Source organism: Ramlibacter agri, from assembly GCF_012927085.1.
GTDB lineage: Bacteria > Pseudomonadota > Gammaproteobacteria > Burkholderiales > Burkholderiaceae_C > Ramlibacter > Ramlibacter agri.
On the sequence record NZ_JABBFX010000002.1, the window covers coordinates 351,394 to 376,952 of the forward strand.

The following is a 25,559-nucleotide window of genomic DNA, read 5'->3' on the forward strand; positions in this document are numbered from 1 at the left end:
TCTATTATCCAAGCCGCATGCGCTGGGACATTTTCTGCAAGGTCATCGACAACCACGGCGACGCCGGCGTCTGCTGGCGCCTGGCCAGCGAACTCGCGCGCCGCGGCGCCCTGGTGCGGCTGTGGATGGACGACCCGGCCCCGCTGGCCTGGATGGCGCCGGGCCATCCCGGCGTGGAGGTGGTGCACTGGACCGCGCAGGTGCCGGCGCACGCGCCGGGCGACGTCGTCGTCGAAGCCTTCGGCTGCGATCCGCCGCCGGAATTCGTCGCCCGGATGCGCGCGGCGCCGCGGCCACCGGCCTGGATCAATCTCGAATACCTGTCGGCTGAAAGCTACGTCGAGCGCAGCCACGGCCTGCTCTCGCCGGTCCATTCCGGCCCGGGCGCCGGGCTGGCCAAGCACTTCTTCTACCCGGGCTTCAGCGAGCGCACCGGCGGGCTGCTGCGCGAACAGGACCTGCCGCAACGGCACGCGCAGTTCGACCGCGCGGCCTGGCTGCGTGGCCATGGCGTCCAGCCAGGCGCGGCGCGGGTGGTGAGCCTGTTCTGCTACGAGCCGCCAGCCCTGCCCGAACTGCTGCGCCACCTGGCACAGGAACCGACCGAATTGCTGGTCACCGCCGGCCGACCCACGGCCGCCATGCACGCGGCGCTGGCCCGGCTGGCAGCGGAACACGCCGGCTGGAACGCCCGCGGCCTGCTGCGCCCGCACTGGCTGCCCCTGCTGAGCCAGCGCGAGTACGACCAGCTGCTGTGGTCCTGCGACCTGAACTTCGTGCGTGGCGAAGATTCGCTGGTGCGCGGCCTGCTGGCCGGCAGGCCCTGCGTCTGGCACATCTACCCGCAGGACGACTTTGCCCACCACGCCAAGCTGGAGGCCTTCCTGCGCTGGCTGCAGCCGCCGGCGGACCTGGCCCGCTTCTTCCGGGTATGGAACGGGCTGGAAGAAGGCTTGCCGGCACCGGATTTCGCCGGCTGGCAGGCGCCGGCCGCGGAAACCTTGACGCGGATCGAGGCCTTGCCGGAGCTGGCCAGCGAGCTGGAGCGCTTCGCGGCCGGGCGAGGTAGAATATAGAGCTTTGCGCGAGCCGGCACCGCCGCTCTTTGCGCGCCCCGTTACCGCCGCCCACCGCAACCAACCGTCTTGCGCGCCGCGGCTCTCACCGTAGACACCCGTCATGAAAATCGCTCAAGAAATCCGCGCCGGCAACGTGATCATGCAGAACGGCCAGCCGTGGGTCGTGCTGAAGACCGAATACTCCCGCGGCGGCCGCAACTCGGCCACCGTGCGCATGAAGCTCAAGTCCCTGCTGAACAACCAGGGCACGGAAACCGTCTTCAAGGCCGACGACAAGATGGACCAGGTCATCCTCGACAAGAAGGACTGCACCTATTCCTACTTCGCCGACCCGATGTACGTCTGGATGGACGCCGACTACAACCAGTACGAAGTCGAAGCCGACAACATGGGCGACGCGCTGAACTACCTGCAAGACGGCCTGCCCGCCGAAGTGGTGTTCTACGAAGGCAAGGCCATCTCCGTCGAACTGCCCACCAGCGTCGAGCGCGAAATCACCTGGACCGAGCCCGCCGTCAAGGGCGACACCTCCGGCAAGGTGCTGAAGCCCGCCAAGATCGCCACCGGCTTCGAAATCGGCGTGCCGATCTTCGTGGCCCAGGGCGACAAGGTCGAAATCGACACCCGCACCGGCGAATACCGCCGTCGCGTCTAAGCGCTCCCCAGCAGAATCAAGGCTCCGCAAGGAGCCTTTTTTCATGGACCTGCTCGCCATCGCCGCCCCCTTCCGGATGCAGCCCGGCCTGCAGCGGCTGGAAGCCGGCGCGCCGCACCTGACGCCGCTCGCCGAAGGCAGCGCGTTGTGGCGGGAGAAGCAGCAGGTGCTGGCTGCCGGCGCCAGCCGCCTGTGCGTGCCGGGCTACGACTCCGCCCCCGCGATCGACGCGATCCTGCGCCGCGCGCGGGCCGAAGGTATTGCAGCCAGCGAGCCCATCGAGCTCGCCTTCGAGCAGGATTTCGCGGTGCTCGACGGCGCCAGCACCGCCCTGCCCTGGCTGTGCGTCTGCGTGCCATCGCACTGGGCGCCGGAAGACAAGCTGGGCCTGCCTTTCACCGCGGTCCATGCCCCGGTGGCCGACAACGCCCTGCTGATGGCCGGCGCGCGCCAGCTGACGCAGCTGGTCACCGGCGGCGGCGAATGGGAGCGCCACGTCTGGACCCTCAGCCCCAGCGGCCGCTACGACCAGCACCCGCGCCGGCACCCGCGCGCGCCCTGGCCGAACACGCCCGACCCGGAGGCCTTCGCGGCGCAGTGCTTCCTGCGGGCGGAGCGGCAGACCTTCTTCCCGCTGAGGCCCGGCCACGCCGTGTTCACCATCCACGTGATGCTGCAGCCACTGGCCGAGGCGGTGGCGACGCCCGCGCAGGCCCGGCGCCTGCACGCGGCCCTGTCGACCATGAGCGACGCCGTGCTTGCCTACAAGGGCCTGGCGCCGGCGCGCGAACGCCTGCTGGCCTGGCTGGCCCGCCGGGGCGCCTGAAGTCCTGGAAGCGGCCGCGCGCTGCGCCTGTGACTCAGCGCGTCAGGACCCACACCAACACGCCACCCACGGCCACGAGCGACCCGGCCACGGCCATCCAGGCCATGGGATTCGGCCCGCGGCGGACTTTCGACTGCACCAGCTCCGGCGCGTTGGGCAATGGCGGCAGCGCCGTGATGAATTCCGCGGCGCTCTCCGCCGTGAACAGCTCCAGGGTGACCCGCTGCAGGGGACCCGCGGCGCGGCTGCGCATGCCGATATCGACCAGGCTGCCGCGCACGCGCGCGTACACCAGTTCCTCCAGCGCAATCTTGACGCGGTCTTCCTTCCAGCGCAGCCGCTCGCGGAAGCGCCCGGCCAGGCGTAGCGCCTTCGTCTGCACGCGCACCTCGATCTCGCCCTTGAAGACGGGCAAGGTCATCCCCGGCCCGGCGCTGTCCGCCAGCGCCGCGGTGTACACGGCCTGGATCACGGAATAGCTGCCGCTGCGGCTGGGTTCGAATGGATCGTCCGGCCGCATCTTGACCAGGTCGGCCACGGTCAGCTGGCGGCCGTTGCCGGCCACCACCACGTCCGCGCTCGCCAGGGCTTTCTTGATGCGCATGCCGACGATCGTGCGGCGGTCATACGGGCCGACCCGACGGCCCTGCAGCAGCACGTGATAAAGCGGGTTCTCCAAGACTCGCTCCCCTCTCGTCCGACGCAAGGATAGCGGGAAGGCGGCCCGGACCGGACTTTGAAAGCGGCCACAATGGGTCCTATGTCTTCCACCCGCAACATCCACGACCGGCGCCTGGCGGACGCCTGGGCCACCCTGAAGGCGCATTCCGACCGCGGCCTGCCGCTGGACCCCGACGCCAGCCGGCTGGCCTTCGTCGACCCCGAGTTCCTGCTGCGCCGCGAAACCCGCGGCATCCGCTTCCAGCTGGAGCTGCTGAAACCGGACCTGGAGCAGCAGGAGCATGGCATCGAGAACACCATCGTCGTGTTCGGCAGCGCGCGCTTTCGCGACCAGTCGGACGCCGATGCCCTGGTCAAGCAAGCCGAGGCCGCGCCCCAGCCGCAAGCCGCGGATGCGGGCGGCGAGTCCGGCCCTGCCCGGATGGACGCACGCCGCGCCCGGGCGCTGGCCCGCAACGCCCACTACTACGAGCAGGCCCGTGCCTTCGGCCGGCTGGTGGCCGAGTACAGCGCGGACAAGGAGCCGCGCGACATGCTGTTCGTGTGCACGGGCGGCGGCCCCGGCATCATGGAAGCGGCCAACCGCGGCGCGCACGAGGCGGGCGGCATCAGCGTCGGCCTGTCGATCGCGCTGCCCATGGAAGAAGGCGCCAACCCCTACGTGACGCCGGCGCTGAGCTTCAAGTTCCACTACTTCGCGCTGCGCAAGATGCACTTCATGATGCGGGCGAAGGCGCTGGTGGCCTTCCCCGGCGGCTTCGGCACGCTCGACGAGCTGTTCGAGGTGATCACGCTGGTGCAGACGCACAAGGCGCGCCAGGTGCCGATCGTGCTGTTCGGCTCCGACTACTGGAAGCGGCTGATCAACTTCGAGATGCTGGTCGACGAAGGCGTGATCTCGGCGGCCGACCTGGACCTGTTCCAGTTCGCCGACGAGCCCCAGGCGGCCTGGGACATCATCAAGACGTTTTATCGGCTCTGAGGCCCAGCGCCACCTTCACCCCGGCGCCCACCGTCGCGGAGACCGTCCAGAACACGCCGCTGATGCCGATGGCCGCGCCCGCGGTGCCGAAGAGCAATGGCATGGCGACGCTGGACGCGTTGATCACCAGCATGCGCATGCCCACCGCCTCGCCGTGCCGGTGCTCCGGGGTGATGTGGTGCAGCATGCTCATCACCATCGGCTGCACCATGCCCAGCGCCGCGCCCAGCAGGATCGAGCAGGCGCCCATGGTCAGCGCGACGTGCATGAAGGGATACACCGCGTAGATCAGCGTGGTGGCGACCATCGCCGCCACGATCAGCACCCACTCGTGGAAGCGCGCGGCCAGCAGCGGCAGGAACACCCGCACGACCGCCGCCGCCGCGGCGAACAGGCCGAGGATGGTGCCGATGACCGAAGCGGACAAACCGCGCGCGTTGCCCAGCACCGGCACCACGAAGGTATGCACGTCCCAGGCCGAGGACAGGAACCAGTTCACCAGGATCAGCCGGCGGAACATCGGGTCCAGCCACAGGTCCCAGGCCCCGCCGCTGGTCCGGTTGCGGCGCGCTTCGGGCGCGGGGCTTTCGCGCGCCGTGCGCACGAAATACCAGGTCGCCAGCGGCAGCAGGCCCATCACCGCGAAGGCGGTGCGGAAACCGGCGTGGTCGATCACGAAGCCGGCGACGAAGGGCCCCAGGAAGTTGGAGAAGGCGGGACCGATCGCAAGCCAGGAAAAGGCCCGCTTCAGCTCCATGCCGCCGCCGGCCGCGCGGCCCACATGCCGCTGCAGCGCGATGACGGCGGTGCCGGTCGCCCCACCAGTGAGCAAGGCGGCCAGGCACAGCACCGGAAAAATCGGAAAGGCCACCGCCAGCAAGCCGCCGGTGGCCGCGGCAACGACGCTCAGCGCGAACGGCCGCTTCAGCCCGTGCTTGTCCGCATAGCGGCCGGCCGGCAGCGACAGGAAGACCTGCGTCAGCGCGTAAAGCGACAGCAGCACGCCCACCGCCAGCTCGCTGTAGCCCTGGCGCAGCGCCAGCAGCGGCGAGGCCAGGCGCATGCCGGCCATCGTGGCGTGCAGGAAGACGTGGCCGGTGATCAGCCGGAACAGCTCGCGCGGACTGGCCGCGCTGTCAGGACTGGCCGTCGTCACTGCTCTCGTCGGCCTGCGGCAGCAGCGCCTGGGCGTCGGCCTCGGGCAATGCCTCCACCACCTTCAGCGCGCGGCGCATCTGCTTGGTGCGGGTGTCGGCCTTTTCCAGGGTGTCGGACGCCTTCTGCACCTGCTCCTTGATGCGGGCCACCCATTCGCCATAGCGCTCGAACTCGGTCTTCACCGCGCCCAGCACCTTCCACACTTCCGAGGCCTGCTGCTCCAGCGCCAGCGTGCGGAAGCCCATGTGCAGGCTGTTCAACATGGCCAGCAAGGTGGTCGGGCCGGCCAGCGTGACGCGGTAGTCGCGCTGGATCTTGTCCATCAGGCCCGGGCGGCGCAGCACCTCGGCGTACAGGCTCTCGATCGGCAGGAACAGGATGGCGAAGTCGGTCGTGTACGGCGGGCTCAGGTAGGACTCGCAGATCGACTTGGCCTCTTCGCGGATGCGCACTTCCAGCGCGCGGCCGGCGCTTTCCACGCCGGCGGCGTCGGCATGCTCGTGCGCATCGAGCAGGCGCTCGTAGTCCTCGCGCGGGAACTTGGCGTCGATCGGCAGCCAGACCGGCGAGCCGTCGGTGCTGCGGCCCGGGAATCGGATGGCGAAGTCCACCCGCTGGTTGCTGCGCGGCTTGGTCTCCACCTGGCGGCTGTACTGCTCCGGCGTCAGCACCTGCTCCAGCAGCGCTTCCAGCTGCACTTCGCCGAACATGCCGCGGGTCTTGACGTTGGTCAGCACGCGCTGCAGGTCGCCCACGCCCTGCGCCAGGGACTGCATCTGGCCCAGGCCGTGGTGCACCTGCTCCAGGCGTTCGGCCACCTGCTTGAAGCTCTCGCCCAGGCGCGCTTCCAGCGTGGTCTGCAGCTTCTCGTCCACCGTCTTGCGCATCTCGTCGAGCTTGGCGGCGTTGGTCTGCTGCATCGCATTGAGCTGCGTCTCCAGCGTCTGCCGCACTTCGGCGATGCGCCGCGCGTTGGCTTCGCTCAGGCCCTGCAGCTGCGTGTTGAGCGTGTCGGTCAGGCTCTTCTGCATCAGCGCCAGCTGCTGCGCGAAGGCGTCGATCTGCGCGTTCTGCGTGCGGGTGGTTTCCTGCGCCTGCTGCACCAGCGTCTGCTGGAAGGCGGACAGGGTCTGCATCAGCTGCTGGGCGAAGGCGTCCGCGTGGGCGTTCTGCGTGCGGCTGGCCTCCTGGCCCTGCTGCGTCACCGTCAGCTGGAAGGTGGACAGGGTCTGCGTGACTTCGGCGCGCAGGCCGCGGCCCGATTCGCTGATCTCGCGCCGCAGCTCGCGCTCCAGGCGTTCGCTGGCAGCCAGCAGTTCGGCCTTGCCGGTTTCGGGCACGGGCGGCTTGCGCAGCAGCAAGGCCACCAGCAGGACGACGCTGGCCAGCGCCAGCGCCATGAGGATCCAGATTTCCACTACGACTTCTTCTTCAGCACTTCGGGGTTGAGCGGCGTGACGGGCTGGCCCTGGGCCAGGAAGCCCACCAGGTTGTCGGCCGCGAGCTGCGCCATCTTGCGGCGCGTGGGGATGGTGGCGCTGGCGATGTGGGGCGTCAGCACCACGTTGGACAGCGCCAGCAGGTCCGGGTGGACCTTCGGCTCGCCTTCGAACACGTCCAGGCCGGCGGCCGCGATGCGCTTGTCGCGCAGGGCCTGCGCCAGCGCGGCGTCGTCGACGATGCCACCGCGGGCGATGTTGACCAGCGTGGCGGTCGGCTTCATCTGCGCCAGTTCGGCCGCGCCGATCGCATGGTGCGATTCCGCCGCGTAAGGCAGCACCAGCACCAGGTGGTCGGCGGTTTGCAGCAGTTCGTCCTTGGAGACGTAGCGCGCCTTGCACTCGGCTTCCAGCTCGGGCGAGAGCCGCGAGCGGTTGTGGTAGATCACGTTCATGCCGAAGCCGTGGGCGCCGCGCCTGGCGATGCCCTGGCCGATGCGGCCCATGCCCAGGATGCCGAGGGTGCTGCCGTGCACGTCGGCGCCGGCGAACATGTCGATCGCCCACTTGTTCCACTGGCCGGCGCGCAGGAAATGCTCGCTCTCGGTCATGCGGCGCGCGGTCGCCATCAGCAGCGCGAAGCCGAAATCGGCGGTGGTCTCGGTCAGCACGTCGGGCGTGTTGGTGCCCAGCACGCCGCGCGCCGTCATGGCGGCGACGTCGAAGTTGTTGAAGCCCACGGCCATGTTGGCGCAGATCTTCAGCTGCGGGCAGGCGTCCAGCAGCGCGGCGTCGATGCGCTCGCTGCCGGTGGTGAGGACGCCGGCCTTGCCTTGCAGCTTCTGCCGCAGTTCGGCCGGGGACCAGATGGCGTCCGCCTGGTTGTTTTCGACTTCGAAATGCCGCCGCAGGAAATCAAGGGTCTCCGGGAACACGGCCCGGGCGACGAGGATGGAGGCTTGGGTCATCGGAACCACGCGAAGGTGATGATCAGGAACAGCGGGATCAGCACGGCGACCGACCACGCCATGTAGCCGAAGAAACCCGGCATTGTGACACCTCGATCCTCCACGACCGCCTTGACCATCAGGTTGGGGGCGTTGCCGATGTAGGAGTTGGCCCCCATGAACACCGAACCGGCGGAGATGGCAGCCAGCACCGGCGCCAGCTCCGTCATGAGATGGTGCGCGTCGCCGCCCGCGGTGTTGAAGAACACCAGGTAGGTCGGCGCGTTGTCCAGGAAGGAGCTGAGCACCCCGCTGGCCCAGAAATACATGGCGGGGTCGGGCGTGCCGTCCGGCCGCGTGACGGCGGCCACGACGGGCGCGAAGGCGCCGTGCATGCCGGCGCGCAGCATCGCGATCACCGGGATGATGGTCAGGAAGATGCCCGCGAACAACTTGGCCACTTCGAGCATCGGGCCCCAGGAGAACTGGTTGGCCTCGTGCACCTGGCGCGGCGTGATCGCCATCGACACGACGGCCACCAGGACCAGGCCCAGGTCGCGCACGAGGTCCGGCAAGCCGATTTCGGCGCCGAAGACGTCGAAGCGTACCGGCGACTTCCACACACCGCTCGCCAGCACCAGGGCCACGATGGCGGCCAGCAGCCAGAAGTTGCGCGCGCCCTCGAAGCCGATGCCGCGGGTGTCCGGCGTCGGGTCGCGCGGCCGGACCTCCTCGCGCCGCCGGTAGTACCAGCTGTCCAGGGCGTAGAACAGCACGAGCAGCGCCCCGACCAGGAAGGCCGTCATGGGAAGCAGGTGGCGCAGGGTCCAGAAGAAGTCCACGCCCTGCAGGAAGCCCAGGAACAGAGGCGGGTCGCCCAGCGGCGTCAGCGAGCCGCCGGCATTGGACACGATGAAGATGAAGAACACGAACACGTGCGCGCTGTGCCGGCGGTTGTCGTTGGCGCGGATCAGCGGGCGCACCAGCAGCATCGACGCGCCGGTGGTGCCCATGAAGCTGGCCAGCACGGCGCCGATGGCCAGGATGCCCGTGTTCAGCGCCGGGCTGCCATGCAGGTTGCCGCGGATGTAGATGCCGCCGGACACCGCGAACAGCGCGGCCAGCAGGATCACGAATGGCAGGTACTCGCCGACGACCGTATGCACCACCGCCGTCCCGGCGGCCGGCAACCCGAACAGGGCCGCGAATGGCAGCAGGAAGGCCAGCGCCCAGGCCGCTGTCGCCTTGCCATAGTGGTGGTGCCAGAACCTCGTGGCGAGCAGCGGGCACAGCGCGATCGACAGCAGCAGGCCGGCGAAGGGGATGCCCCAGGCCGCGGACAGCTGGCTGCCGTCGACTTCGGCGGCGGAAACGAATTGCGGCAGCAGCAACAGGAAGGCCGCCAGCCGGGCGGGCCGGATCAATCGCATCTTCGGGGGTCTCCTCGGTCCCCGGCACTCCGGGGCATTGTTCTCTTCAGGCGAAGCATACCCAATCGACCGCGGTAGGCCGCTGCCTACCGCGGCTGCGGCCGCCTTCCTACCCGCTGAGCCAGGCCAGCCGGCCAGCATGCGGGGGCGATGCGCGGCAAGGCGCAGGGAGAAAGCATGAACCAGGATCGCATCCAGGGCCGCTGGAAGCAGCTGAAAGGCAAGGTGCGGGAACAGTGGGGCAAGCTGACCGACGACGACCTCGACGTCATCGCCGGCCGGCGCGACCAGTTGCTCGGGCGCATCCAGCAGCGCCACGGGCTGGCCAAGGACGAGGCCGAGCGCCAGGTGAAGAACTGGGAAGGCCGCAACCCCGAATTCCGCCTGGACGGCGCGCCGCAGCGGCGGCGCGAACGCAGCCAGTAAAGCGCAGGAGCGTTCGCATGAAGTACCGCATCGCCGGATGGGCCGCCGCTGCCCTGCTCTGCATGGTCGGCGCCTCGGCCCAGACCATGACCAAGGAAGCCTACAAGGCGCAGGACATGCGCATCGAGGCCGAATACTCCGCGGCCAAGGGCCGCTGCAAGCGGCTGGACGGCAACGCGCGCGACGTCTGCCAGGAGCAGGTGCGCGGCGAGCGCGACATCGCGCAGGCACAGCTGGCGATGCAGTTCAAGCCCACGGCGGACAACGACGAAAAGGTGCGCGTCGCCCGGGCCGAAGCGGCCTACGGCGTGTCGCTGCAGCGCTGCCGGCCGCTCGATGGCGCGGCCCGCGAGGTCTGCCGCAAGGACGCCAAGTCGGTGCTGGCCGACGCCAAGGCCGATGCCAGGCTGCAGAAGGAAGTGGTCGCGCAGCAGATGAAGTCCGACGGCATCGTGCGCGAGCGGACCGAGCGCGAGCAGAAGATCGCACAGGCGCAGTTCAATGCGGCGCGCGAGCGCTGCGAGATGCTGCCGGGAGATGGCAGGGACAATTGCCTGATGGACGTTCGGCGGCGCTTCGGGAAGCTCTGACCCTTCAAAGCCAGCGCGTGAAATTCCCCACCGCCTCGCGCGGTGTGTGAAAGCGATTCACCGTCGCCCCCACGTCCGCATACCCCAGCGACATCCCCGCCACCAGCATCTCGTTGTCGCCGGCACCGATGTGCGGCAGCACCACCGCCGCATATTCCAGCCAGGCCGCCTGCGGGCAGGTGTGCAGCCCGCGCGCCCGCGCGGCCACCATCACGTTCTGCATGAACATCGCGCAGTCCATCAGCGAGCCGCGCCCCAGCACCTTGTCGATGGTGAACATCAGGCCCACCGGGGCGTCGAAGAACTGGTAGTTGCGCTGGTGCTGCCCATGCATCTTGTCCTTCTCGCCGCGGGCGATGCCCAGCAGGCCGTAGAGGCCCCAGCCGTTCTCGCGCCGGCGCTCGATGAAGGGCGAGGACCACTTCGTCGGGTAGTAGTCCAGGTCGCTGCGGTAGCGCGCCGCCAGCTCCGGGTCGCGATACACGGCGTCGTGCGCCTCGCAGGTCTTGGCCACCAGAGCATCGCGGCTGGCGCCCTGCAGCACATAGACGTTCCAGGGCTGGATGTTGGTACCCGAGGGCGCGCGGCTGGCCACCGCCAGGATCTCCTCGATCGTGGAGCGCGGCACCTCCTGCTCGCGGTGGAAGGCGCGGCAGGAAAAGCGGCTGGCGATCGCGGCATCGACGCTATCGGAATCGGTCACCACGGTGGTGACCTGGGGGGTAGCGGGAATCAAGTCAGGGCCTCCAGGACTTTCTTCAGGTTGGCGGGCAGCGGCACCGGCCGGCGCGTCGCCTTGTCGACATAGACGTGGATGAAGTGGCCCTTGGCCACCGTGCTCGCGCCGCCTTGCAGGAACAGGCCCACTTCGTAGCGCACGCTGGACGTGCCCAGGCGCGCCACCCGCAGGCCGGCCTCCACGACCTGCGGGAACTCCACAGGCGCGAAGTAATTGCACTGGGTCTCGATGACCAGGCCGATGGTCTCGCCACCGTGGATGTCCAGGGCGCCCTGCTCGATCAGGTGCGCGTTGACGGCGGTGTCGAACCAGCTGTAGTAGACGACGTTGTTGACGTGGCCGTAGGCGTCGTTGTCCATCCAGCGGGTGGGGATGGCGCGGAAGGCGCGGTAGCCTTCGCGCCCTTCGGGCTGCGGCTTGTCGGTCATCGCGGCCGATTGTGCCAGCGCCGCGCATAGCTCGCGGCCGCGGCAAAGGTGTTCACCTGCACCTGCACCGTGTCCTCGATGCGATGTCCGTAGCCACCTGCCATCGCGAAGGCCAGCGGCAGCCCGCGCTGCCAGGCCCAGTCGAACACCCGGCGGTCGCGCGCTTCGAGGCCGTCCCAGGTGAGTTTCAGGCGGCCGAGGCGGTCGCCCTCGTGCGGGTCGGCGCCAGCCAGGTAGATCACCAGCGCCGGGTCGAAGCGCTGCCCCAGTTCCTCCAGCGCGTGCTCCAGGGCGTGCAGGTAGGCCTCGTCGCCCGTGCCATCCGGCAGGTCCACATCGAGGTCGCCCGGCTCCTTGCGGAAGGGGAAGTTCTTCGCGCCATGCAAGGACAGCGTGAACACGCTCGTGTCGTCGCGGAAGATCCGGGCCGTGCCGTTGCCCTGGTGGACGTCGAGGTCGACGATCGCCACCTTCAGCGGCCTCCGGCTGTGCCGCCCGTGCTCGGCCTGCATCAGCCGGATGGCGACGGCCGCATCGTTGAAGACGCAGAAGCCGCCGCCCTTCTCGGCATAGGCGTGGTGGGTGCCGCCGGCGATGTTGGCCGCGATGCCGTCCTGGAAAGCGGCCCGGCAGGCGGCGATGGTCGCGCCGACCGAGCGCCGGGCCCGGTCCGCCATGGCCTGGCTCCACGGGAAGCCGATTTCCCGCATGATGGAAGGATCCACCGTGCCCTCGCTGATGCCCTGGATGTAGCCCGGCCTGTGGACCAGGGCCAGTTCCCCGTCCGTGGCGGGTTCGGCCCGCATGAGCTGGATGTCGGGCACTTCCGCGGCCAGCCGGTCGCGCAGCAGGCGGTACTTTTCCATCGGGAAGCGGTGCCCCGGCGGCAGGGGCAGGACGAACTGGTCGGCGTAAAAGACACGCATGGGCCGGGAGCATAGGCCGACGGCGGATTTAGGTAGGACCACCTAAATATGCTGCTCCGCAACAAAAGAGGCTTGCGTTGGGCTGCCGCGCCCCTATACTTCTATCCATGCTGCACTGCAACATGGCGTTCAGGCAGACAACGAAGTCCCCTCAACTGATTCCACTCTGGAGAAAACCATGCTGACCGCTGAGCAACTGCTGGCCGCCCAAAAGGCAAACGTCGAAACCCTGTTCGGCCTGACCCAAAAGGCCTTCGAAGGCGTCGAGAAGCTCGTCGAGCTGAACATCACCGCCTCCCGCGCCGCCCTGACCGAAGGCGCCGAAGCCGCCCAGACCGTGCTGAGCGTCAAGGACGCCCAGGAACTGCTGGCCGTGCAAGCCGCCCTGTTCCAGCCGCTGTCCGAGAAGACCGCCGCCTACAGCCGCCACCTGTACGACATCGCCACCGCCACCGGCGCCGAGTTCACCAAGACCTTCGAAGGCCAGCTGGCCGACGCCCAGAAGAAGTTCCTGGCCGTCGTGGACAACGCCGCCAAGAACGCCCCGGCCGGCTCCGAGACCGCCGTCGCCGTGTTCAAGAGCGCCGTTGCCGCCGGCAACAACGCCCTGGAATCCGTGCAGAAGGCCGTGAAGCAGGCCAGCGACGTCGCTGAAGCCAACTTCAACGCCGTGGCCAGCACCGCCGTGAACGCCGCCAAGACGGGCACGACCAAGGCCAAGCGCGCCGCCTGAGCCTTGAACTGAACATGCGAGTCCCCACCTGAGTGGGGACCGAAAGGTTGTCTCCTCGGGTCCTTTCGATACCTCGGGTACAGGGATCCATTCCGGCCTCCAGCGGCAACGTTGGAGGCTTTTTTCTTGCGTGGGCGATTTACGGCGCGGCGGTATGGGCCTTCGCTTCGAGGGCCGCCTTCAGCTGCGGCAGCGCGGCTTGCATCGCCGCCCGGCCCGCCTCGATCGCGCGCTTCTTGCTGGTGAAGTCCGCGCTGCTCATGCCGCGCAGCGCCGGCCGCACGACGACGTCGGCGTCCTTCAGCTCCCAGCCGTTGATGCTCTTGCCCATGATGGCGAAGGTCTGCAGCAGCACCTGCAGCGTGTCGCCCGAGGGGTTGCCTTCGGGCGCGCTGGAGATGTCGACGCCGATCACCACCTCCGCGCCCATCTGCCGCGCATAGCGCACCGGCACCGGCGACACCAGGCCGCCATCGACGTACTCGTGCTGGCCGATGCGCACCGGCAGGAACACCGCCGGCACCGCGCTGGACGCGCGCACCGCCGTGCCGGTGTCGCCGCGCTGGAACAGCACGCCCTGCCCGCTGGCCAGGTCGGTGGCGACCACGCCCAGCGGCATGGCCATGTTCTCCATCAGCTTGTGGCCGACCTGGTTGTCGACGTAACGTGCCAGCGCCTCGCCGCGCAACACCCCGCGATTGAAGAGCGGCAGCGTCCAGTCGGCGAAGGCCGCCTCGTCCATCTGCATGGCCGCGACCTGCAACTGCTGGCCGTTGCGTCCGCTGGCGTACATGGCCGCGACCAGGCTGCCGGCCGAGGTGCCGACCACCAGGTCGGGCTTGATGCCGTTTTCTTCCAGCACCTGGATCACGCCGACGTGGGCAAAGCCGCGGGCGGCGCCGCCACCCAGCGCCAGGCCGATCTTCGGCGGCAACTTGGCCACGGCGACCGGGGGCGTGGGGGCGGCGGGGGTTTCGGGCACGCGCGGCGGCGTGGAACAGGCGGCCAGGCACGCCAGGAGAACTGCGGCACCCAGGCCGCGCAGGGGAAATCGGGAAAGCATGGGAAAGGTCGTGATAATGACGTTTACGTAAACGTCAACCAGGAGCGCGAATGGAAATCCAGGGCAAGGTGTTCATTGTGACGGGTGGCGCGTCCGGCCTCGGCGAAGGCACGGCGCGCATGCTCGCCGCCGCCGGCGGCAAGGTCGTGGTCGCGGACATGCAGGTCGAGAAAGGCGAGGCGGTCGCCAAGGAGATCGGCGGCGCCTTCGTGAAGTGCGACGTCAGCCAGGAAGAGGACGGCAAGGCCGTGGTCGCCAAGGCCGTGTCCCTGGGCAAGCTGATGGGCCTGGTCAACTGCGCCGGCATCGCGCCGGCCGAAAAGACCGTCGGCAAGAACGGCCCGCACAACCTGGGCGTGTTCTCGAAGACGGTCATGGTCAACCTGGTGGGCAGCTTCAACATGATCCGCCTGGCCTCCGACGCGATGGCGAAGAACGAGCCGGAATCCACCGGCGAACGCGGCTGCATGATCTCCACCGCCTCGGTCGCGGCCTACGACGGCCAGATCGGCCAGGCCGCGTACAGCGCGTCCAAGGGCGGCGTGGTCGGCATGACCCTGCCCATCGCGCGCGACCTGGCGCGCAACGGCATCCGCAACATGACCATCGCCCCCGGCATCTTCGGCACGCCCATGCTGTTCGGCATGCCGCAGGAAGTGCAGGACGCCCTGGCCGCCAGCGTGCCCTTCCCTTCGCGGCTGGGCACGCCGCAGGACTACGCCAAGCTCGCGAAGCACATCTTCGAGAACGACATGCTCAATGGCGAAGTGATCCGTCTCGACGGCGCGATCCGGATGGCTCCGAAGTGAGGCGCCCGACCTGCTCGTAGTCGGAGATCACCTGCGCCCCGAACAGCAGCAAGGTGGCGCCGATCTCCAGGCTGAACAGGACGACGATCGCGGTGGTGAGCGAGCCATACACCTCGCTCACCTTCGACAGGGTGCTGAAGTACCACACCAGCACCCGCCGCGTGATCTCCCACAGCACCGCGGCCGTCACGCCGCCGACCAGCGCATGGCGCCACCACAGGCGGCCCACCGGCATCACCATGTAGATCGAGGTGATCAGCACGATCTCGCCGGCGAATCCCAGCAGGTACAGCAGCACGCCCGATACGCCGCTCAGCGACCATTCCCAGCCGAGGAAATGGATGGAGTCCTGCGCCATCGCCTGGATGCCGCCGGACACGAAGGTCACGATCATCAGGCCGAAGCCCAGCGCGAAGATGTAGCAGTAGGGCAGCAGCGCCGAGACCAGGAAGCGGCGGTGCCGCACGGCGAAGCGGTGCAGGAAGATCACCGCCATCGCCTTCTCCAGCACCGAAAAGGCCAGCGAGCTGAAGAACAGCATCGTGCCCAGCAGCACCCAGCCGACGACGCTCTGGTTGTGCACGAAGTTCGCCAGCTCGTTGACTACCGCGGTGGACTGGCCCGGCACCAGCCATTCGAGGTAGCGGCCCAGCGTGGACAGCAGTTCCTCCTGGTCCATCCAGTTGGACAGCACGATGACAGTCAGGATCAGCAGCGGCACCACGGACAGCAGCGCGTAGTACGCTACCGCGCCGGCCAGCAGCAGGCCCTGGTTGTTCTTGAAGCCTTTCAGCACCCGGAGCACGAACTCGGCGGGATGGGCCAGCACATAGGCCCCCGACGGACTCAGCATTCGCATGGCGGCGAGTATGCCGAAGGCCGCGCGTTTCAGGTTGTCATGCGCTCTTCACGCAACGAAAGCCCAGGTGCGACATGGGGCTGTACGGGTCACAGCCGCGCCGCGCGCTCGGGCCGCCGTAGCCGAAGGACGCCATCGGCGTGCGGCGCATCGTCTCCTCATACGTCGATGGCGCTGGCCGAACCGGCCTTCTTGCGCAGTTCGAATTTCTGGATCTTGCCGGTGGAGGTCTTGGGCAGTTCGCCGAACACCACGGCCTTCGGCACCTTGAATCCGGCCAGGTGCTTCCTGCAATGCGCCACCACCTCTTCGGCCGTCAACGTCGCGCCGGCCTTCAGTTCCAGGAAGGCGCAAGGCGTCTCGCCCCACTTGGGGTCTGGGCGCGCGACCACGGCCGCAGCCAGCACGGCCGGATGCCGGTACAGCACGTCCTCCACCTCGATCGAGGAGATGTTCTCGCCGCCGGAGATGATGATGTCCTTGCTGCGGTCCTTGATCTTGATGTAGCCGTCCGGGTACTGCACCGCCAGGTCGCCCGTGTGGTACCAGCCGCCAGCGAAAGCTTCCGCGGTCGCCTTGGCGTTCTTCAGGTAGCCCTTCATGGTGATGTTGCCCTGGAACATGATCTCGCCCATGGTCTCGCCGTCCCAGGGCACGGGCCGCATCGTCTGCGGGTCCAGCACGCGCGCGCTGCGCTGCAGGTGGTAGCGCACGCCCTGGCGCGCGTTCAGGCGCGCCCGCTCGCCGATGTCCAGGCCGTCCCATTCCTCGTGCCTGGCGCAGGCGGTGGCCGGGCCGTACACCTCGGTCAGGCCGTAGACGTGCGTGAGGTCGAAGCCCAGCTTCTCCATGCCCTCGATCAGCGAGGCTGGCGGCGCCGCACCCGCCACCATGGCCTTGACGCCGCGCGGCAGGCCCTGCTTCACGTCTTCGGGCGCGTTCACCAGCATGCCGTGCACGATGGGCGCGCCGCAGTAGTGTGTGACGCCGTGCTCGCGGATCGCCTCGGCCATCGCCCTCGCCTCCACCTTGCGCAGGCAGACGTTGACGCCGGCCCGCGCCGCCACCGTCCACGGGAAGCACCAGCCGTTGCAATGGAACATCGGCAAGGTCCACAGGTAGACCGCGTGCTTGGGCAGGTCCCACTCGAGGATGTTGGAGATGGCGTTGCTGGCCGCGCCGCGGTGGTGGTAGACCACGCCCTTGGGATTGCCGGTGGTGCCGCTGGTGTAGTTCAGGGCGATGGCGTCCCATTCGTCGGCCGGCAGCTGCCAGGCGAAGTCCGGATCGCCGCCGGCCAGGAATTCCTCGTAGGTCGTCGTGCCGATCCGCGGACCGGGAAAAAGCGCGTCCTCCGCGTCGATCACCAGCAGCGGCTTCGCCTCCTTGCGCAGCGCGATCGCCTTCTGCATCACCGGCGCGAACTCCGGATCGACGATCACCGCCTTCGCCTCGCCGTGTTCCAGCATGAAGGCGATGGCCTCCGGGTCGAGCCGGGTGTTCAGCGCGTTCAGCACCGCGCCGGCCATCGGCACGCCGAAGTGCGCCTCCACCATGGGCGGTACGTTGGGCAGCATCACGGCCACGGTGTCGTTCTTGGCCAGGCCAGCCCGCTGCAGGGCGCTGGCCAGCCGCCGGCAGCGGGAATAAGTCTCTCGCCAGCTGCGCCGGATGGCCCCATGGACCACTGCGGTACGTTGCGGGTAAACCTCGGCGGCCCGCTCCAGGAAGGACAATGGCGACAGCGGCGTGAAGTTCGCTTCGGTGCGCGGGAGGTCCTGGTCGAAAATGCTGGCCATTGCCTGGTCTCCGGTCCGGGGTGGAAGCGCAGGTTAGCCGCATTCCGCCCGGTGCAGAATCGGGGCAGACACCACAAGCATGGCCATCCCCCAGTCCTTCATCGATGAACTCATCGCGCGCGCCGACGTCGTCGAGATCGTCGGCCGCTACGTCCAGCTGAAAAAGACCGGGGCCAATTTCCAGGGCCTGTGCCCGTTCCACGCGGAGAAGTCGCCGTCCTTCACCGTGAGCCCCACCAAGCAGTTCTATCACTGCTTCGGCTGCGGCCAGAACGGCAATGCCATCCGCTTCCTGATGGAACACGCCGGCATGGGCTTCCCGGAAGCGGTGAAGGACCTCGCCGGCCAGTACGGCATGCAGGTGCCCGACGAGGACGTCTCGCCGGCGGAGCGCGTCCGCCAGCAGGAGCAGAAGAAGAAGCAGGCCACGCTGACCGACGTGCTCGAAAAGGCCGGCACCGCCTATCGCAAGCACCTGCGCAGCTCGCCCAAGGCCGTCGCCTATTTCAAGAAGCGCGGCGTATCCGGCGAGGTCGCCAAGGCCTTCGGCCTCGGCTACGCGCCGGAAGGCTGGCGCTCGCTGGCCAGCGTCTTCCCGGCCTACGACGACCCGCTGCTGGCCGAGAGCGGCCTGGTGATCGTCAACGAGGAAGATGGCAAGCGCTACGACCGCTTCCGCGACCGCGTGATGTTCCCCATCCGCAACGTCAAGGGCGAGTGCATCGGCTTCGGCGGCCGCGTGCTCGGCGACGACAAGCCCAAGTACCTGAACTCGCCGGAGACGCCGGTCTTCAGCAAGGGCCGCGAGCTCTATGGCCTGTTCGAAGCCCGCAACGCCATCCGCGACGCCGGCTACGTGCTGGTGACCGAGGGCTACATGGACGTGGTGGCGCTGGCGCAGCTGGGCTTCCCCCAGGCCGTGGCCACGCTGGGCACCGCCTGCACCGGCGAGCACATCCAGAAGCTGTTCCGCTTCACCGACAACGTGGTGTTCAGCTTCGACGGCGACGCCGCCGGCCGCCGCGCGGCCCGCAAGGCGCTGGACGGCGCCCTGCCCTATGCCACCGACGTGCGCAACGTGAAGTTCCTGTTCCTGCCGTCCGAGCACGACCCGGACAGCTTCATCCGCGAACACGGCGGCGACGCCTTCGCCCGCTACGTGGGCGACGCGACACCGCTCTCGCGCTTCCTGGTGGAGTCCTCGCGCGATGGCTGCGACCTGTCCACCGCCGAAGGCCGGGCCCACATGGCCGCCAATGCCAAGCCGCTGTGGACCCAGCTGCCCGATGGCGCGCTCAAGCGCCAGCTGCTGACCGAGATCGCGGAACTGGCCCAGCTTCCAGCCGCGGAACTGGGCGAGCTCTGGCAGGAACGCGGCAGCGGCAAGGGCCGGTCCGCGCGCCCGGACGGCAGCCACCGGTCCGACGACGCTTACGGCGATGGCGACTGGCCCGACGCCAGCTACCACGTCGAGAGCGACGCCGGCGGCGGCTCCTGGCACGAACCCAGCCCGCAGCGCCGCCAAGGCGGCGGTGGCGGCAAGCGCCGCTGGAAAGGCCGCCGGGACGAAGCGCCGCCGCCGCGCATGCAGGGCCGCGGCGTGCCCGTCAACCGCGCCACCCGGGCGCTGCAGATCCTGTTCGCGGAGCCGGCCGCCTGGGACCGCCTCAGCAACGACGAGCACCACCTGCTGTGCGAGCTGCCCGAGCCGCACGGGCCGCTTTTCACCTGGCTCGACAGCCAGCACCACGACCACGGCCCCCAGCCCTGGGAAGTGCTGCAGGAAGCCCTGCAGGGCCACGGCTTCGAGCAGGTCGTCCGGCAAGAGCTCGCCAAGGTGCCGGCCGGCGTGGACAGCGACCCCGCCGAACTGGCGGACATCCTCGCCAAGGAAAAGCAGAGCCGCCGCGAGGACGAAATGAAGCGCCTGGCGGCCGCCGCCACCACCGATCCGGCTGCTTTCGCCCGCTACAAGGCCTTGCTGGAACAGCAAAAACCCGGCCCCAAGCCTTGAAATCGGCGGCTGATCCTATAATGTAGGGTTTGCTGGCGGCAAGAGCGACAGCAGCACCTCCGGACCGGCCAGCCGCGCACCCTGCGCGGCGCCCCAGATAGCGGGCCAGGCCAAACTACCGCAAGGGCTGCACCCCAAATGATCGCCCACCCATCTTGCCCCTAAAAGGCGCGTCCTCGTGACGAGCCTCTTCACTACCCGCGCCGGGTCCGTGGCGCTTTTGTGTTCCTGCCGTTTTTACGAGGTCCTATGCCCGCCCAGAAGTCCGCGAAAGCCGCCGCCGCGAAACCTGTTGCCAGCAAACCGGTCAAAGCCACAGCCCCTGCCGCCAAGGCGTCGCTGAAGGTCGTGAAGAGTGACGCCGCTTCCCCCAAAGTATCCGCCCCGACGAAAGTAACGAAGCCCGTGCCCACCAAGTCCATAGCCAAGGCCGACAAGGCCGCCGCCAAGGAAGAACCGAAGAAGACCGCGAAGACCGCTGCCGCCACCGAAGAGGTGGTGAAGAAGAAACCCGGCCGCCCGCCCAAGAACGCGGCCGCCGAGTCCGACTCGACGGCCAAGGCCACGGGCGGCGCCAAGCGCGGCCGCAAGCCCAAGGCGGCCACCACCGCGGAAGCCGGCAAGCCGGAAGACGACGCGGACCTGGGTGACATCGAGGCCGAATTCGCCGACAGCGAACCCGTGGTCGAGGCGGTGGCCGAGAAGGTCAAGCCCCTGCGCATGAAGATCAGCAAGGCGAAGGAACGCGCCTTGATGAAGGAATTCGGCCTGGACGAGACCGTCCTCACCGAAGAGGAAATGCTCAAGCGCCGCCAGCGCTTGAAGATGCTGATCAAGCTGGGCAAGACGCGCGGCTACCTGACGCACGCCGAGATCTCCGACCACCTGCCGGACAAGCTGGTCGACGCCGAGACGCTGGAAGTCGTGGTGTCCATGCTGAACGACATGGGCGTGGCCGTGTACGAGCAGACGCCCGATGCCGAGACGCTGCTGCTGACGAACACCGGCCCCACCGCCGCGACGGAAGAAGAAGCCGAAGAGGAAGCCGAAGCCGCCCTGTCCACCGTGGACAGCGAATTCGGCCGCACCACCGACCCCGTGCGCATGTACATGCGCGAAATGGGCACCGTGGAACTGCTGACGCGCGAAGGCGAAATCGAAATCGCCAAGCGCATCGAAGGCGGCCTGATGGCGATGATGGAGGCCATCTCCGCTTCGCCCGCCACCATCGCCGAGATCCTGCGCATGGCCGCGGACATCCGCGAAGGCAAGATCGTCATCTCCACCATCGTCGACGGCTTCTCCAACCCGAACGAAGCCGACGACTACGTGGCCGAGGAAGACTTCGACGAGTTCGACGCCGATGACGACGACGACGGCTCCGGCGGCAGCAAGGCGCTGACCAAGAAGCTCGAAGAGCTGAAGGCGCAGGCGCTGGAGCGCTTCGACCGCATCGCCGGCCTGTTCGAGAAGGTGCACAAGGTCTACGACAAGGAAGGCTGGGGTTCGCCCGCCTACCAGAAGGCCCAGCACGCCCTGTCCGACGAGCTGATGACCATCCGCTTCACGGCGAAGACCATCGAGAAGCTGTGCGACATGGTGCGCGGCCAGGTCGACGACGTGCGCAAGAAGGAGCGCGAGCTGCGCCGCATCATCGTCGACAAGTGCGGCATGCCGCAGGAAACCTTCATCAAGGAATTCCCGCCCAACCTGCTGAACCGCCAGTGGGTGGAAAAGCAGGCCGCCGCCGGCAAGCCCTGGAGCGTCGTGATCCAGCGCAACATCCCGGCCATCCAGGAACTGCAGCAGAAGCTGGCCGACCTGCAGTCGAAGGTGGTGGTGCCCCTGGGCGAGCTGAAGGAAATCAACCGCCGCATGAACGAAGGCGAGTCTTCGTCGCGCGACGCGAAGAAGGAGATGATCGAGGCCAACCTGCGCCTCGTGATCTCGATCGCCAAGAAGTACACCAACCGCGGCCTGCAGTTCCTGGACCTGATCCAGGAAGGCAACATCGGCCTGATGAAGGCGGTGGACAAGTTCGAATACCGCCGCGGCTACAAGTTCTCGACCTACGCCACCTGGTGGATCCGGCAGGCCATCACGCGCTCGATCGCGGACCAGGCCCGCACGATCCGCATCCCGGTGCACATGATCGAGACCATCAACAAGATGAACCGCATCTCGCGCCAGCACCTGCAGGAATTCGGCTTCGAGCCGGACGCCGGCATCCTGGCGGCCAAGATGGAGATCCCGGAAGACAAGATCCGCAAGATCATGAAGATCGCCAAGGAGCCGATCTCCATGGAAACGCCGATCGGGGACGACGACGATTCCCACCTGGGCGATTTCATCGAGGACAGCACCAACACCGCGCCGATCGAAGCCGCCATGCAGGCAGGCCTGCGCGACGTGGTGAAGGACATCCTCGACTCGCTGACCCCGCGCGAAGCCAAGGTGCTGCGCATGCGCTTCGGCATCGAGATGAGCACGGACCACACGCTGGAAGAAGTCGGCAAGCAGTTCGACGTCACCCGCGAGCGCATCCGCCAGATCGAGGCGAAGGCGCTGCGCAAGCTGAAGCATCCGAGCCGGTCGGACAAGCTGCGGTCGTTCATCGACACGCTGTAACTCCCTCGTCATCCCCGCGCAGGCGGGGACCCAGGGCATTCACGAAAGCGGCCTGCGGGCCGCTTTTCTTTTGCCCGCTTCCCATGGAAAACCCCAGGTCGAGTCGGCTTGGCAGAGTTGCTTATACGAATTACCATTCCGCTCATACGCATAAGCAACCATGCCGAGCCCCGCCCTCCCACCCCTGCCGGACATCCATGACCGCCAGGCCATCCTGGCCCATGTACGCCACACGCTGGCCTTCTACCACCCGCGGGCCACCGACCCGAGCGGCGGCTTCTTCCATTTCCTGAAGGACGACGGCAGCGTCTTCGACGCCCACACGCGCCACCTGGTGAGCAGCACGCGCTATGTCTTCGTCTGGGCGATGGCGGCGCGGCACTTCCCGGACACACCGGCGTATATGGACAACACGCGGCGGGCCGTCGCCTTTCTGCGCGACGTGCACCGCAACCCCGCCACGGGCGGCTATGCCTGGCAACTGCATTGGGACCAGGGCCGCGCCACGGTGATCGATGGCACCAACCACTGCTACGGCCTGGCCTTCGTACTGCTCGCCTACGCGCATGCCGTGATGGCCGGCATCCCGGAAGCGCGCGACTGGCTGTACGAGACCTTCGATCTCATGGAGCGCCGCTTCTGGCAGGCCGACCACGGCCTGTACGCGGACGAGGCGACGCCCGACTGGCAGTTGAAGGACTACCGCGGCCAGAACGCGAACATGCATTCGGTCGAAGCCTGCCTGGCCGCCTACGAAGCGACGAACGACGAGCGCTTCCTGGATCGCGCCGCGCTGGTGGCCGAGAACATCTGCGTGCGGCAAACCGCGCTGACCGACGGCCTGATGATCTGGGAACACTACCGCCCCGACTGGTCGGTCGACTGGGACTACAACAAGAACGACATGAGCAACATCTTCCGGCCCTGGGGCTACCAGCCGGGACACTTCACCGAGTGGGCGAAGCTGTTGCTGATCCTCGAGCGCCATCGCCCGCAGCCCTGGCTGCTGCCGCGCGCCGAAGCCTTGTTCGAACGCGCGTTCGCCAAGGCCTGGGATCCGGAGTACGAAGGCCTCTACTACGGCTTCGCGCCCGACTTCACCATCTGCGACGACCGCAAGTACCACTGGGTGCAGTGCGAGAGCATGGCCACGGCGGTGGTGCTGTTCCGCCGCACCGGCAAGACGGTGTACTGGGACTGGGAAGAGCGCCTGTGGGCCTACTGCTGGCGCCACTGGGTCGACCATGAACACGGCGCCTGGTTCCGCCTGCTCACGCGCGAGAACGTCAACACGACCGACGAGAAGAGCCCGGCCGGCAAGGTGGACTACCACACGACCGGTGCGTGCTACGAAATCATCGCGCGCTGAAGCCATGAGTGCCACGCTGCCGGAATTCGTCGCCGCCGGCGAGGCGCTGACGGACATGATCCGCGTCGATGGCGAGCAATGGGTCGCCAAGTGCGGCGGCTCGACCTGGAACGTCGCCCGCGCCGCCGCGGCCCTCGGGCTGCACAGCGCCTTCGCCGGCGCCATCAGCCGCTGCTGCTTCGGCGATGCGCTGTGGTCCGCCAGCGAGTCGGCGGGGCTGGACCTGCGCTTCCTGCAACGCGTCGATCGTTCGCCGCTGCTGGCCATCGTGCCGCAAGCGTCCCCACCGCAGTACTTCTTCGTCGGCGATGCCAGCGCGGACCTGGACTTCGATCCGTCCGCCCTGCCCGCAGCCTGGCAGCAGTCCGCGGCCTGGGTGCACTTCGGCGGCATCAGCCTGGCGCGCGAGCCGCTGGCCACGCGCCTGGTGCAACTGGCCGAAAGCCTGCATGCCGCGGGCGTGCACGTCAGCTACGACCCGAACTTCCGCCGCACCATGGACCCCGTCCGCTATGCGCCCACCTTCGAGCGCATGTGCCGCATCGCCGCTGCGATCAAGGTGTCCGACGAGGATTTGCGCGGGCTGATGCCGGAACTCGACGCCGCGTCCGCCCTGGCCGGCATCCGCGCTGTGAACCCGCGCGCGTGGCTGCTGTTCACGGAAGGCGCCGCGGGTGCGACCCTCATCACGCCGCGCGGGAGCTGGCGCGCAGACGCGCCGCGCATCGCCGTCGTCGACACGGTGGGCGCCGGCGACGCCAGCATCGCCGGCCTGGTGGCCAGCCGCATGCAGCAGCCGGAAGCCGAAGACGCCGTCCACCTGGCCTTCGCCGTCGCAGCCGGAAGCGCCGCCTGCCAGACGGCTGGCGCGCATCCGCCCGCGCTCGCCGCCGTCCGCGCGCTGGCGCAGCGCATCCAAGCGCGTGCCGCCTGACATGCCTGCTTCCAGCCGACTCACGCAGCAGCACATCGCCCGCCTGGCCGGCGTGAGCCAGGCCACGGTGTCGCTGGTCCTCAATGGCAATGCCGCGGCGCAGGCCCGCATCCCGCAGGAGACGCGCGAGCGGGTGCAGAAGATCATCCGCGAGACCGGCTACGTGCCCGACCCGATCGCCCGGCGCATGGTCAAGGGCAGCAACCGCATCCTGGGCGTGTTCACCTACGAGCCGGCCTTCCCCAGCGCGCATGCCGACTTCTTCCTGCCCTTCCTGTTCGGCATCGAGGAGGAGGCGCAGGCGCACCACTACGACCTGCTCCTGCTCACGGGCGGCGCCGGCGCGCCGGGCGCGCGCAAGATCTTCTCGGAAGAGAACCGGCTGCGCCTCGCCGACGGCTGCATCGTGCTGGGCAAGAGTTTCGACCACGACGAACTCGCGCGGCTCGTGGCCGGCAGCTTCCCCTTCGTGGCCATCGGCCGGCGCGACGATGCGGGCGGACCCGTGCCCTACGTGGGCGCGGATTACGCGGCGGCCACCGCCGAACTGGTGCGGCAGGCCCGTGCGCTGGGCCACCGCAAGCTCGCCTATCTCGGCGCCACCGGTCCGGCCGAATCCACGTCCGACCGCTGGACCGGCTTTCGATCCGCGCTCGGCGATGACCTGCAGCTCGTGATGGCCGAACAGGACATGGGCACGCCGGAAAACCAGCTGCTGGACACGCTGCTGGAACGCGGCGCCACCGCCGTCTTCTGCGTGGAACTGGTCGACGCCCTGCGCCTGGAGGCCGCGGCCCACGCGCGCGGCCTGTCGCTGCCGGCGGACTTCTCCCTGATGGCACTCGGCTCGCACGTGCGCGTCGAGGCGCATCCCACCCGCTTCGCTTCCTTCGTCATCCCGCGCGAGCAGATGGCGCGGCAGGCCACGGCGAACCTGGTGCATCGCATCGAGCATGGCGGCGACGCGCCGGTGCGGCAACTGCTGCTGCCCTGCCAGCCCGTTCGCGGCGAGACCCTGGGCCCCGCGCCCGCCTGAATTCACCCC

The 25,559-nt window shown here is 68.4% G+C and carries 24 protein-coding genes; 13 read left to right on the forward strand and 11 right to left on the reverse strand.

Going from position 1 to position 25,559, the window contains the following annotated elements:
• Positions 1–17: 17 nt before the first annotated feature.
• From earP to HHL11_RS20195, 3 genes are all read left to right on the forward strand, one after another.
• Positions 18–1,076, forward strand: coding sequence for an elongation factor P maturation arginine rhamnosyltransferase EarP (gene earP / locus HHL11_RS20185; protein ID WP_169420364.1), 1,059 nt, complete (start codon positions 18–20; stop codon positions 1,074–1,076).
• Between the two features lie 103 nt (positions 1,077–1,179).
• A complete protein-coding gene (gene efp, locus HHL11_RS20190; RefSeq protein WP_169420365.1) occupies positions 1,180–1,734 on the forward strand; it encodes an elongation factor P in 555 nt (184 codons plus the stop codon).
• A 43-nt stretch (positions 1,735–1,777) separates the two neighbouring features.
• A complete protein-coding gene (locus tag HHL11_RS20195) occupies positions 1,778–2,560 on the forward strand; it encodes a heme-dependent oxidative N-demethylase subunit alpha family protein (RefSeq protein ID WP_169420366.1) in 783 nt (260 codons plus the stop codon).
• Positions 2,561–2,594: 34 nt separating this feature from the next.
• Here HHL11_RS20195 and HHL11_RS20200 read toward each other — a convergent pair whose 3' ends face one another.
• The gene (locus HHL11_RS20200; RefSeq protein WP_169420367.1) at positions 2,595–3,239 is read right to left on the reverse strand and encodes a hypothetical protein; all 645 of its coding nucleotides are present in this window, start codon (positions 3,237–3,239) and stop codon (positions 2,595–2,597) included.
• Between the two features lie 81 nt (positions 3,240–3,320).
• On the opposite strand from HHL11_RS20200, the gene HHL11_RS20205 reads away from it, so the two are divergent.
• The gene (locus tag HHL11_RS20205; protein WP_169420368.1) at positions 3,321–4,223 is read left to right on the forward strand and encodes an LOG family protein; all 903 of its coding nucleotides are present in this window, start codon (positions 3,321–3,323) and stop codon (positions 4,221–4,223) included.
• On the opposite strand, the gene HHL11_RS20210 is transcribed toward HHL11_RS20205, so the two are convergent.
• The 4 genes from HHL11_RS20210 to HHL11_RS20225 all read right to left on the reverse strand — a co-directional run bounded on the left by HHL11_RS20210 (position 4,201) and on the right by HHL11_RS20225 (position 9,197).
• The gene (locus tag HHL11_RS20210) at positions 4,201–5,286 is read right to left on the reverse strand and encodes an MFS transporter (RefSeq protein ID WP_240980390.1); all 1,086 of its coding nucleotides are present in this window, start codon (positions 5,284–5,286) and stop codon (positions 4,201–4,203) included. The two genes, HHL11_RS20205 and HHL11_RS20210, sit on opposite strands and share 23 nt — an antisense overlap.
• Positions 5,287–5,359: 73 nt before the next feature.
• Entirely contained in the window at positions 5,360–6,799 is a 1,440-nt protein-coding gene (locus tag HHL11_RS20215) for a DNA recombination protein RmuC (RefSeq protein WP_342593251.1), read from the reverse strand.
• Complete coding sequence (locus HHL11_RS20220; protein ID WP_169420369.1) at positions 6,799–7,788, reverse strand: 2-hydroxyacid dehydrogenase; 990 nt, start codon at positions 7,786–7,788, stop codon at positions 6,799–6,801. The genes HHL11_RS20215 and HHL11_RS20220 overlap by 1 nt, the downstream gene beginning before the upstream one ends.
• The gene (locus HHL11_RS20225) at positions 7,785–9,197 is read right to left on the reverse strand and encodes a sodium:proton antiporter (RefSeq protein WP_169420370.1); all 1,413 of its coding nucleotides are present in this window, start codon (positions 9,195–9,197) and stop codon (positions 7,785–7,787) included. Before HHL11_RS20225 ends, HHL11_RS20220 begins: the two co-directional genes overlap by 4 nt.
• A 177-nt stretch (positions 9,198–9,374) precedes the next feature.
• Here HHL11_RS20225 and HHL11_RS20230 point away from each other — a divergent pair, with 177 nt between their 5' ends.
• Entirely contained in the window at positions 9,375–9,623 is a 249-nt protein-coding gene (locus tag HHL11_RS20230; protein ID WP_169420371.1) for a CsbD family protein, read from the forward strand.
• Between the two features lie 17 nt (positions 9,624–9,640).
• Positions 9,641–10,213 (forward strand): hypothetical protein, encoded by a 573-nt coding sequence (locus HHL11_RS20235; protein ID WP_169420372.1) that lies wholly within the window; start codon positions 9,641–9,643, stop codon positions 10,211–10,213.
• 4 nt (positions 10,214–10,217) lie between these two features.
• Here the strand turns inward: HHL11_RS20235 and HHL11_RS20240 are convergent, their stop codons facing one another.
• Genes HHL11_RS20240 through HHL11_RS20250 form a run of 3 tightly spaced genes read right to left on the reverse strand, consistent with a single transcriptional unit; the run spans position 10,218 to position 12,306 of the window.
• A complete protein-coding gene (locus HHL11_RS20240) occupies positions 10,218–10,949 on the reverse strand; it encodes a nitroreductase (protein ID WP_169420373.1) in 732 nt (243 codons plus the stop codon).
• Complete coding sequence (locus HHL11_RS20245) at positions 10,946–11,380, reverse strand: acyl-CoA thioesterase (protein WP_169420374.1); 435 nt, start codon at positions 11,378–11,380, stop codon at positions 10,946–10,948. The genes HHL11_RS20240 and HHL11_RS20245 overlap by 4 nt, the downstream gene beginning before the upstream one ends.
• Complete coding sequence (locus tag HHL11_RS20250) at positions 11,377–12,306, reverse strand: histone deacetylase family protein (protein ID WP_169420375.1); 930 nt, start codon at positions 12,304–12,306, stop codon at positions 11,377–11,379. The genes HHL11_RS20245 and HHL11_RS20250 overlap by 4 nt, the downstream gene beginning before the upstream one ends.
• A 178-nt stretch (positions 12,307–12,484) precedes the next feature.
• Between HHL11_RS20250 and HHL11_RS20255 the strand changes: the two genes are divergently transcribed.
• A complete protein-coding gene (locus HHL11_RS20255) occupies positions 12,485–13,039 on the forward strand; it encodes a phasin family protein (RefSeq protein WP_169420376.1) in 555 nt (184 codons plus the stop codon).
• A 139-nt stretch (positions 13,040–13,178) separates the two neighbouring features.
• On the opposite strand, the gene HHL11_RS20260 is transcribed toward HHL11_RS20255, so the two are convergent.
• Positions 13,179–14,102 (reverse strand): patatin-like phospholipase family protein, encoded by a 924-nt coding sequence (locus HHL11_RS20260; protein WP_169420377.1) that lies wholly within the window; start codon positions 14,100–14,102, stop codon positions 13,179–13,181.
• Between the two features lie 50 nt (positions 14,103–14,152).
• On the opposite strand from HHL11_RS20260, the gene HHL11_RS20265 reads away from it, so the two are divergent.
• Positions 14,153–14,911, forward strand: a complete 759-nt coding sequence (locus HHL11_RS20265; protein ID WP_169420378.1) for a 3-hydroxyacyl-CoA dehydrogenase — start codon at positions 14,153–14,155, stop codon at positions 14,909–14,911.
• Here the strand turns inward: HHL11_RS20265 and HHL11_RS20270 are convergent.
• Both HHL11_RS20270 and HHL11_RS20275 read right to left on the reverse strand, forming a co-directional pair.
• Positions 14,859–15,770: a YihY/virulence factor BrkB family protein gene (locus HHL11_RS20270; RefSeq protein ID WP_425355216.1), complete on the reverse strand. Its 912-nt coding sequence runs from the start codon at positions 15,768–15,770 to the stop codon at positions 14,859–14,861. The two genes, HHL11_RS20265 and HHL11_RS20270, sit on opposite strands and share 53 nt — an antisense overlap.
• A 158-nt stretch (positions 15,771–15,928) precedes the next feature.
• A complete protein-coding gene (locus tag HHL11_RS20275) occupies positions 15,929–17,569 on the reverse strand; it encodes an acyl-CoA synthetase (RefSeq protein ID WP_169420379.1) in 1,641 nt (546 codons plus the stop codon).
• 79 nt (positions 17,570–17,648) lie between these two features.
• Here HHL11_RS20275 and dnaG point away from each other — a divergent pair, with 79 nt between their 5' ends.
• The 5 genes from dnaG to HHL11_RS20300 all read left to right on the forward strand — a co-directional run bounded on the left by dnaG (position 17,649) and on the right by HHL11_RS20300 (position 25,550).
• Positions 17,649–19,583 carry a DNA primase gene (dnaG, locus tag HHL11_RS20280; protein ID WP_169420380.1) on the forward strand — a complete coding sequence of 645 codons (1,935 nt, stop codon included), beginning with the start codon at positions 17,649–17,651 and terminating at the stop codon, positions 19,581–19,583.
• 249 nt (positions 19,584–19,832) lie between these two features.
• Positions 19,833–22,211, forward strand: coding sequence for an RNA polymerase sigma factor RpoD (rpoD, locus tag HHL11_RS20285; RefSeq protein ID WP_169420381.1), 2,379 nt, complete (start codon positions 19,833–19,835; stop codon positions 22,209–22,211).
• A gap of 160 nt (positions 22,212–22,371) precedes the next feature.
• Positions 22,372–23,580 (forward strand): AGE family epimerase/isomerase, encoded by a 1,209-nt coding sequence (locus tag HHL11_RS20290; protein ID WP_169420382.1) that lies wholly within the window; start codon positions 22,372–22,374, stop codon positions 23,578–23,580.
• 4 nt (positions 23,581–23,584) lie between these two features.
• Positions 23,585–24,514, forward strand: coding sequence for a carbohydrate kinase family protein (locus tag HHL11_RS20295; RefSeq protein WP_169420383.1), 930 nt, complete (start codon positions 23,585–23,587; stop codon positions 24,512–24,514).
• A 1-nt stretch (position 24,515) separates the two neighbouring features.
• Positions 24,516–25,550 carry a LacI family DNA-binding transcriptional regulator gene (locus HHL11_RS20300; RefSeq protein WP_169420384.1) on the forward strand — a complete coding sequence of 345 codons (1,035 nt, stop codon included), beginning with the start codon at positions 24,516–24,518 and terminating at the stop codon, positions 25,548–25,550.
• The last annotated feature ends 9 nt before the right edge of the window (positions 25,551–25,559 follow it).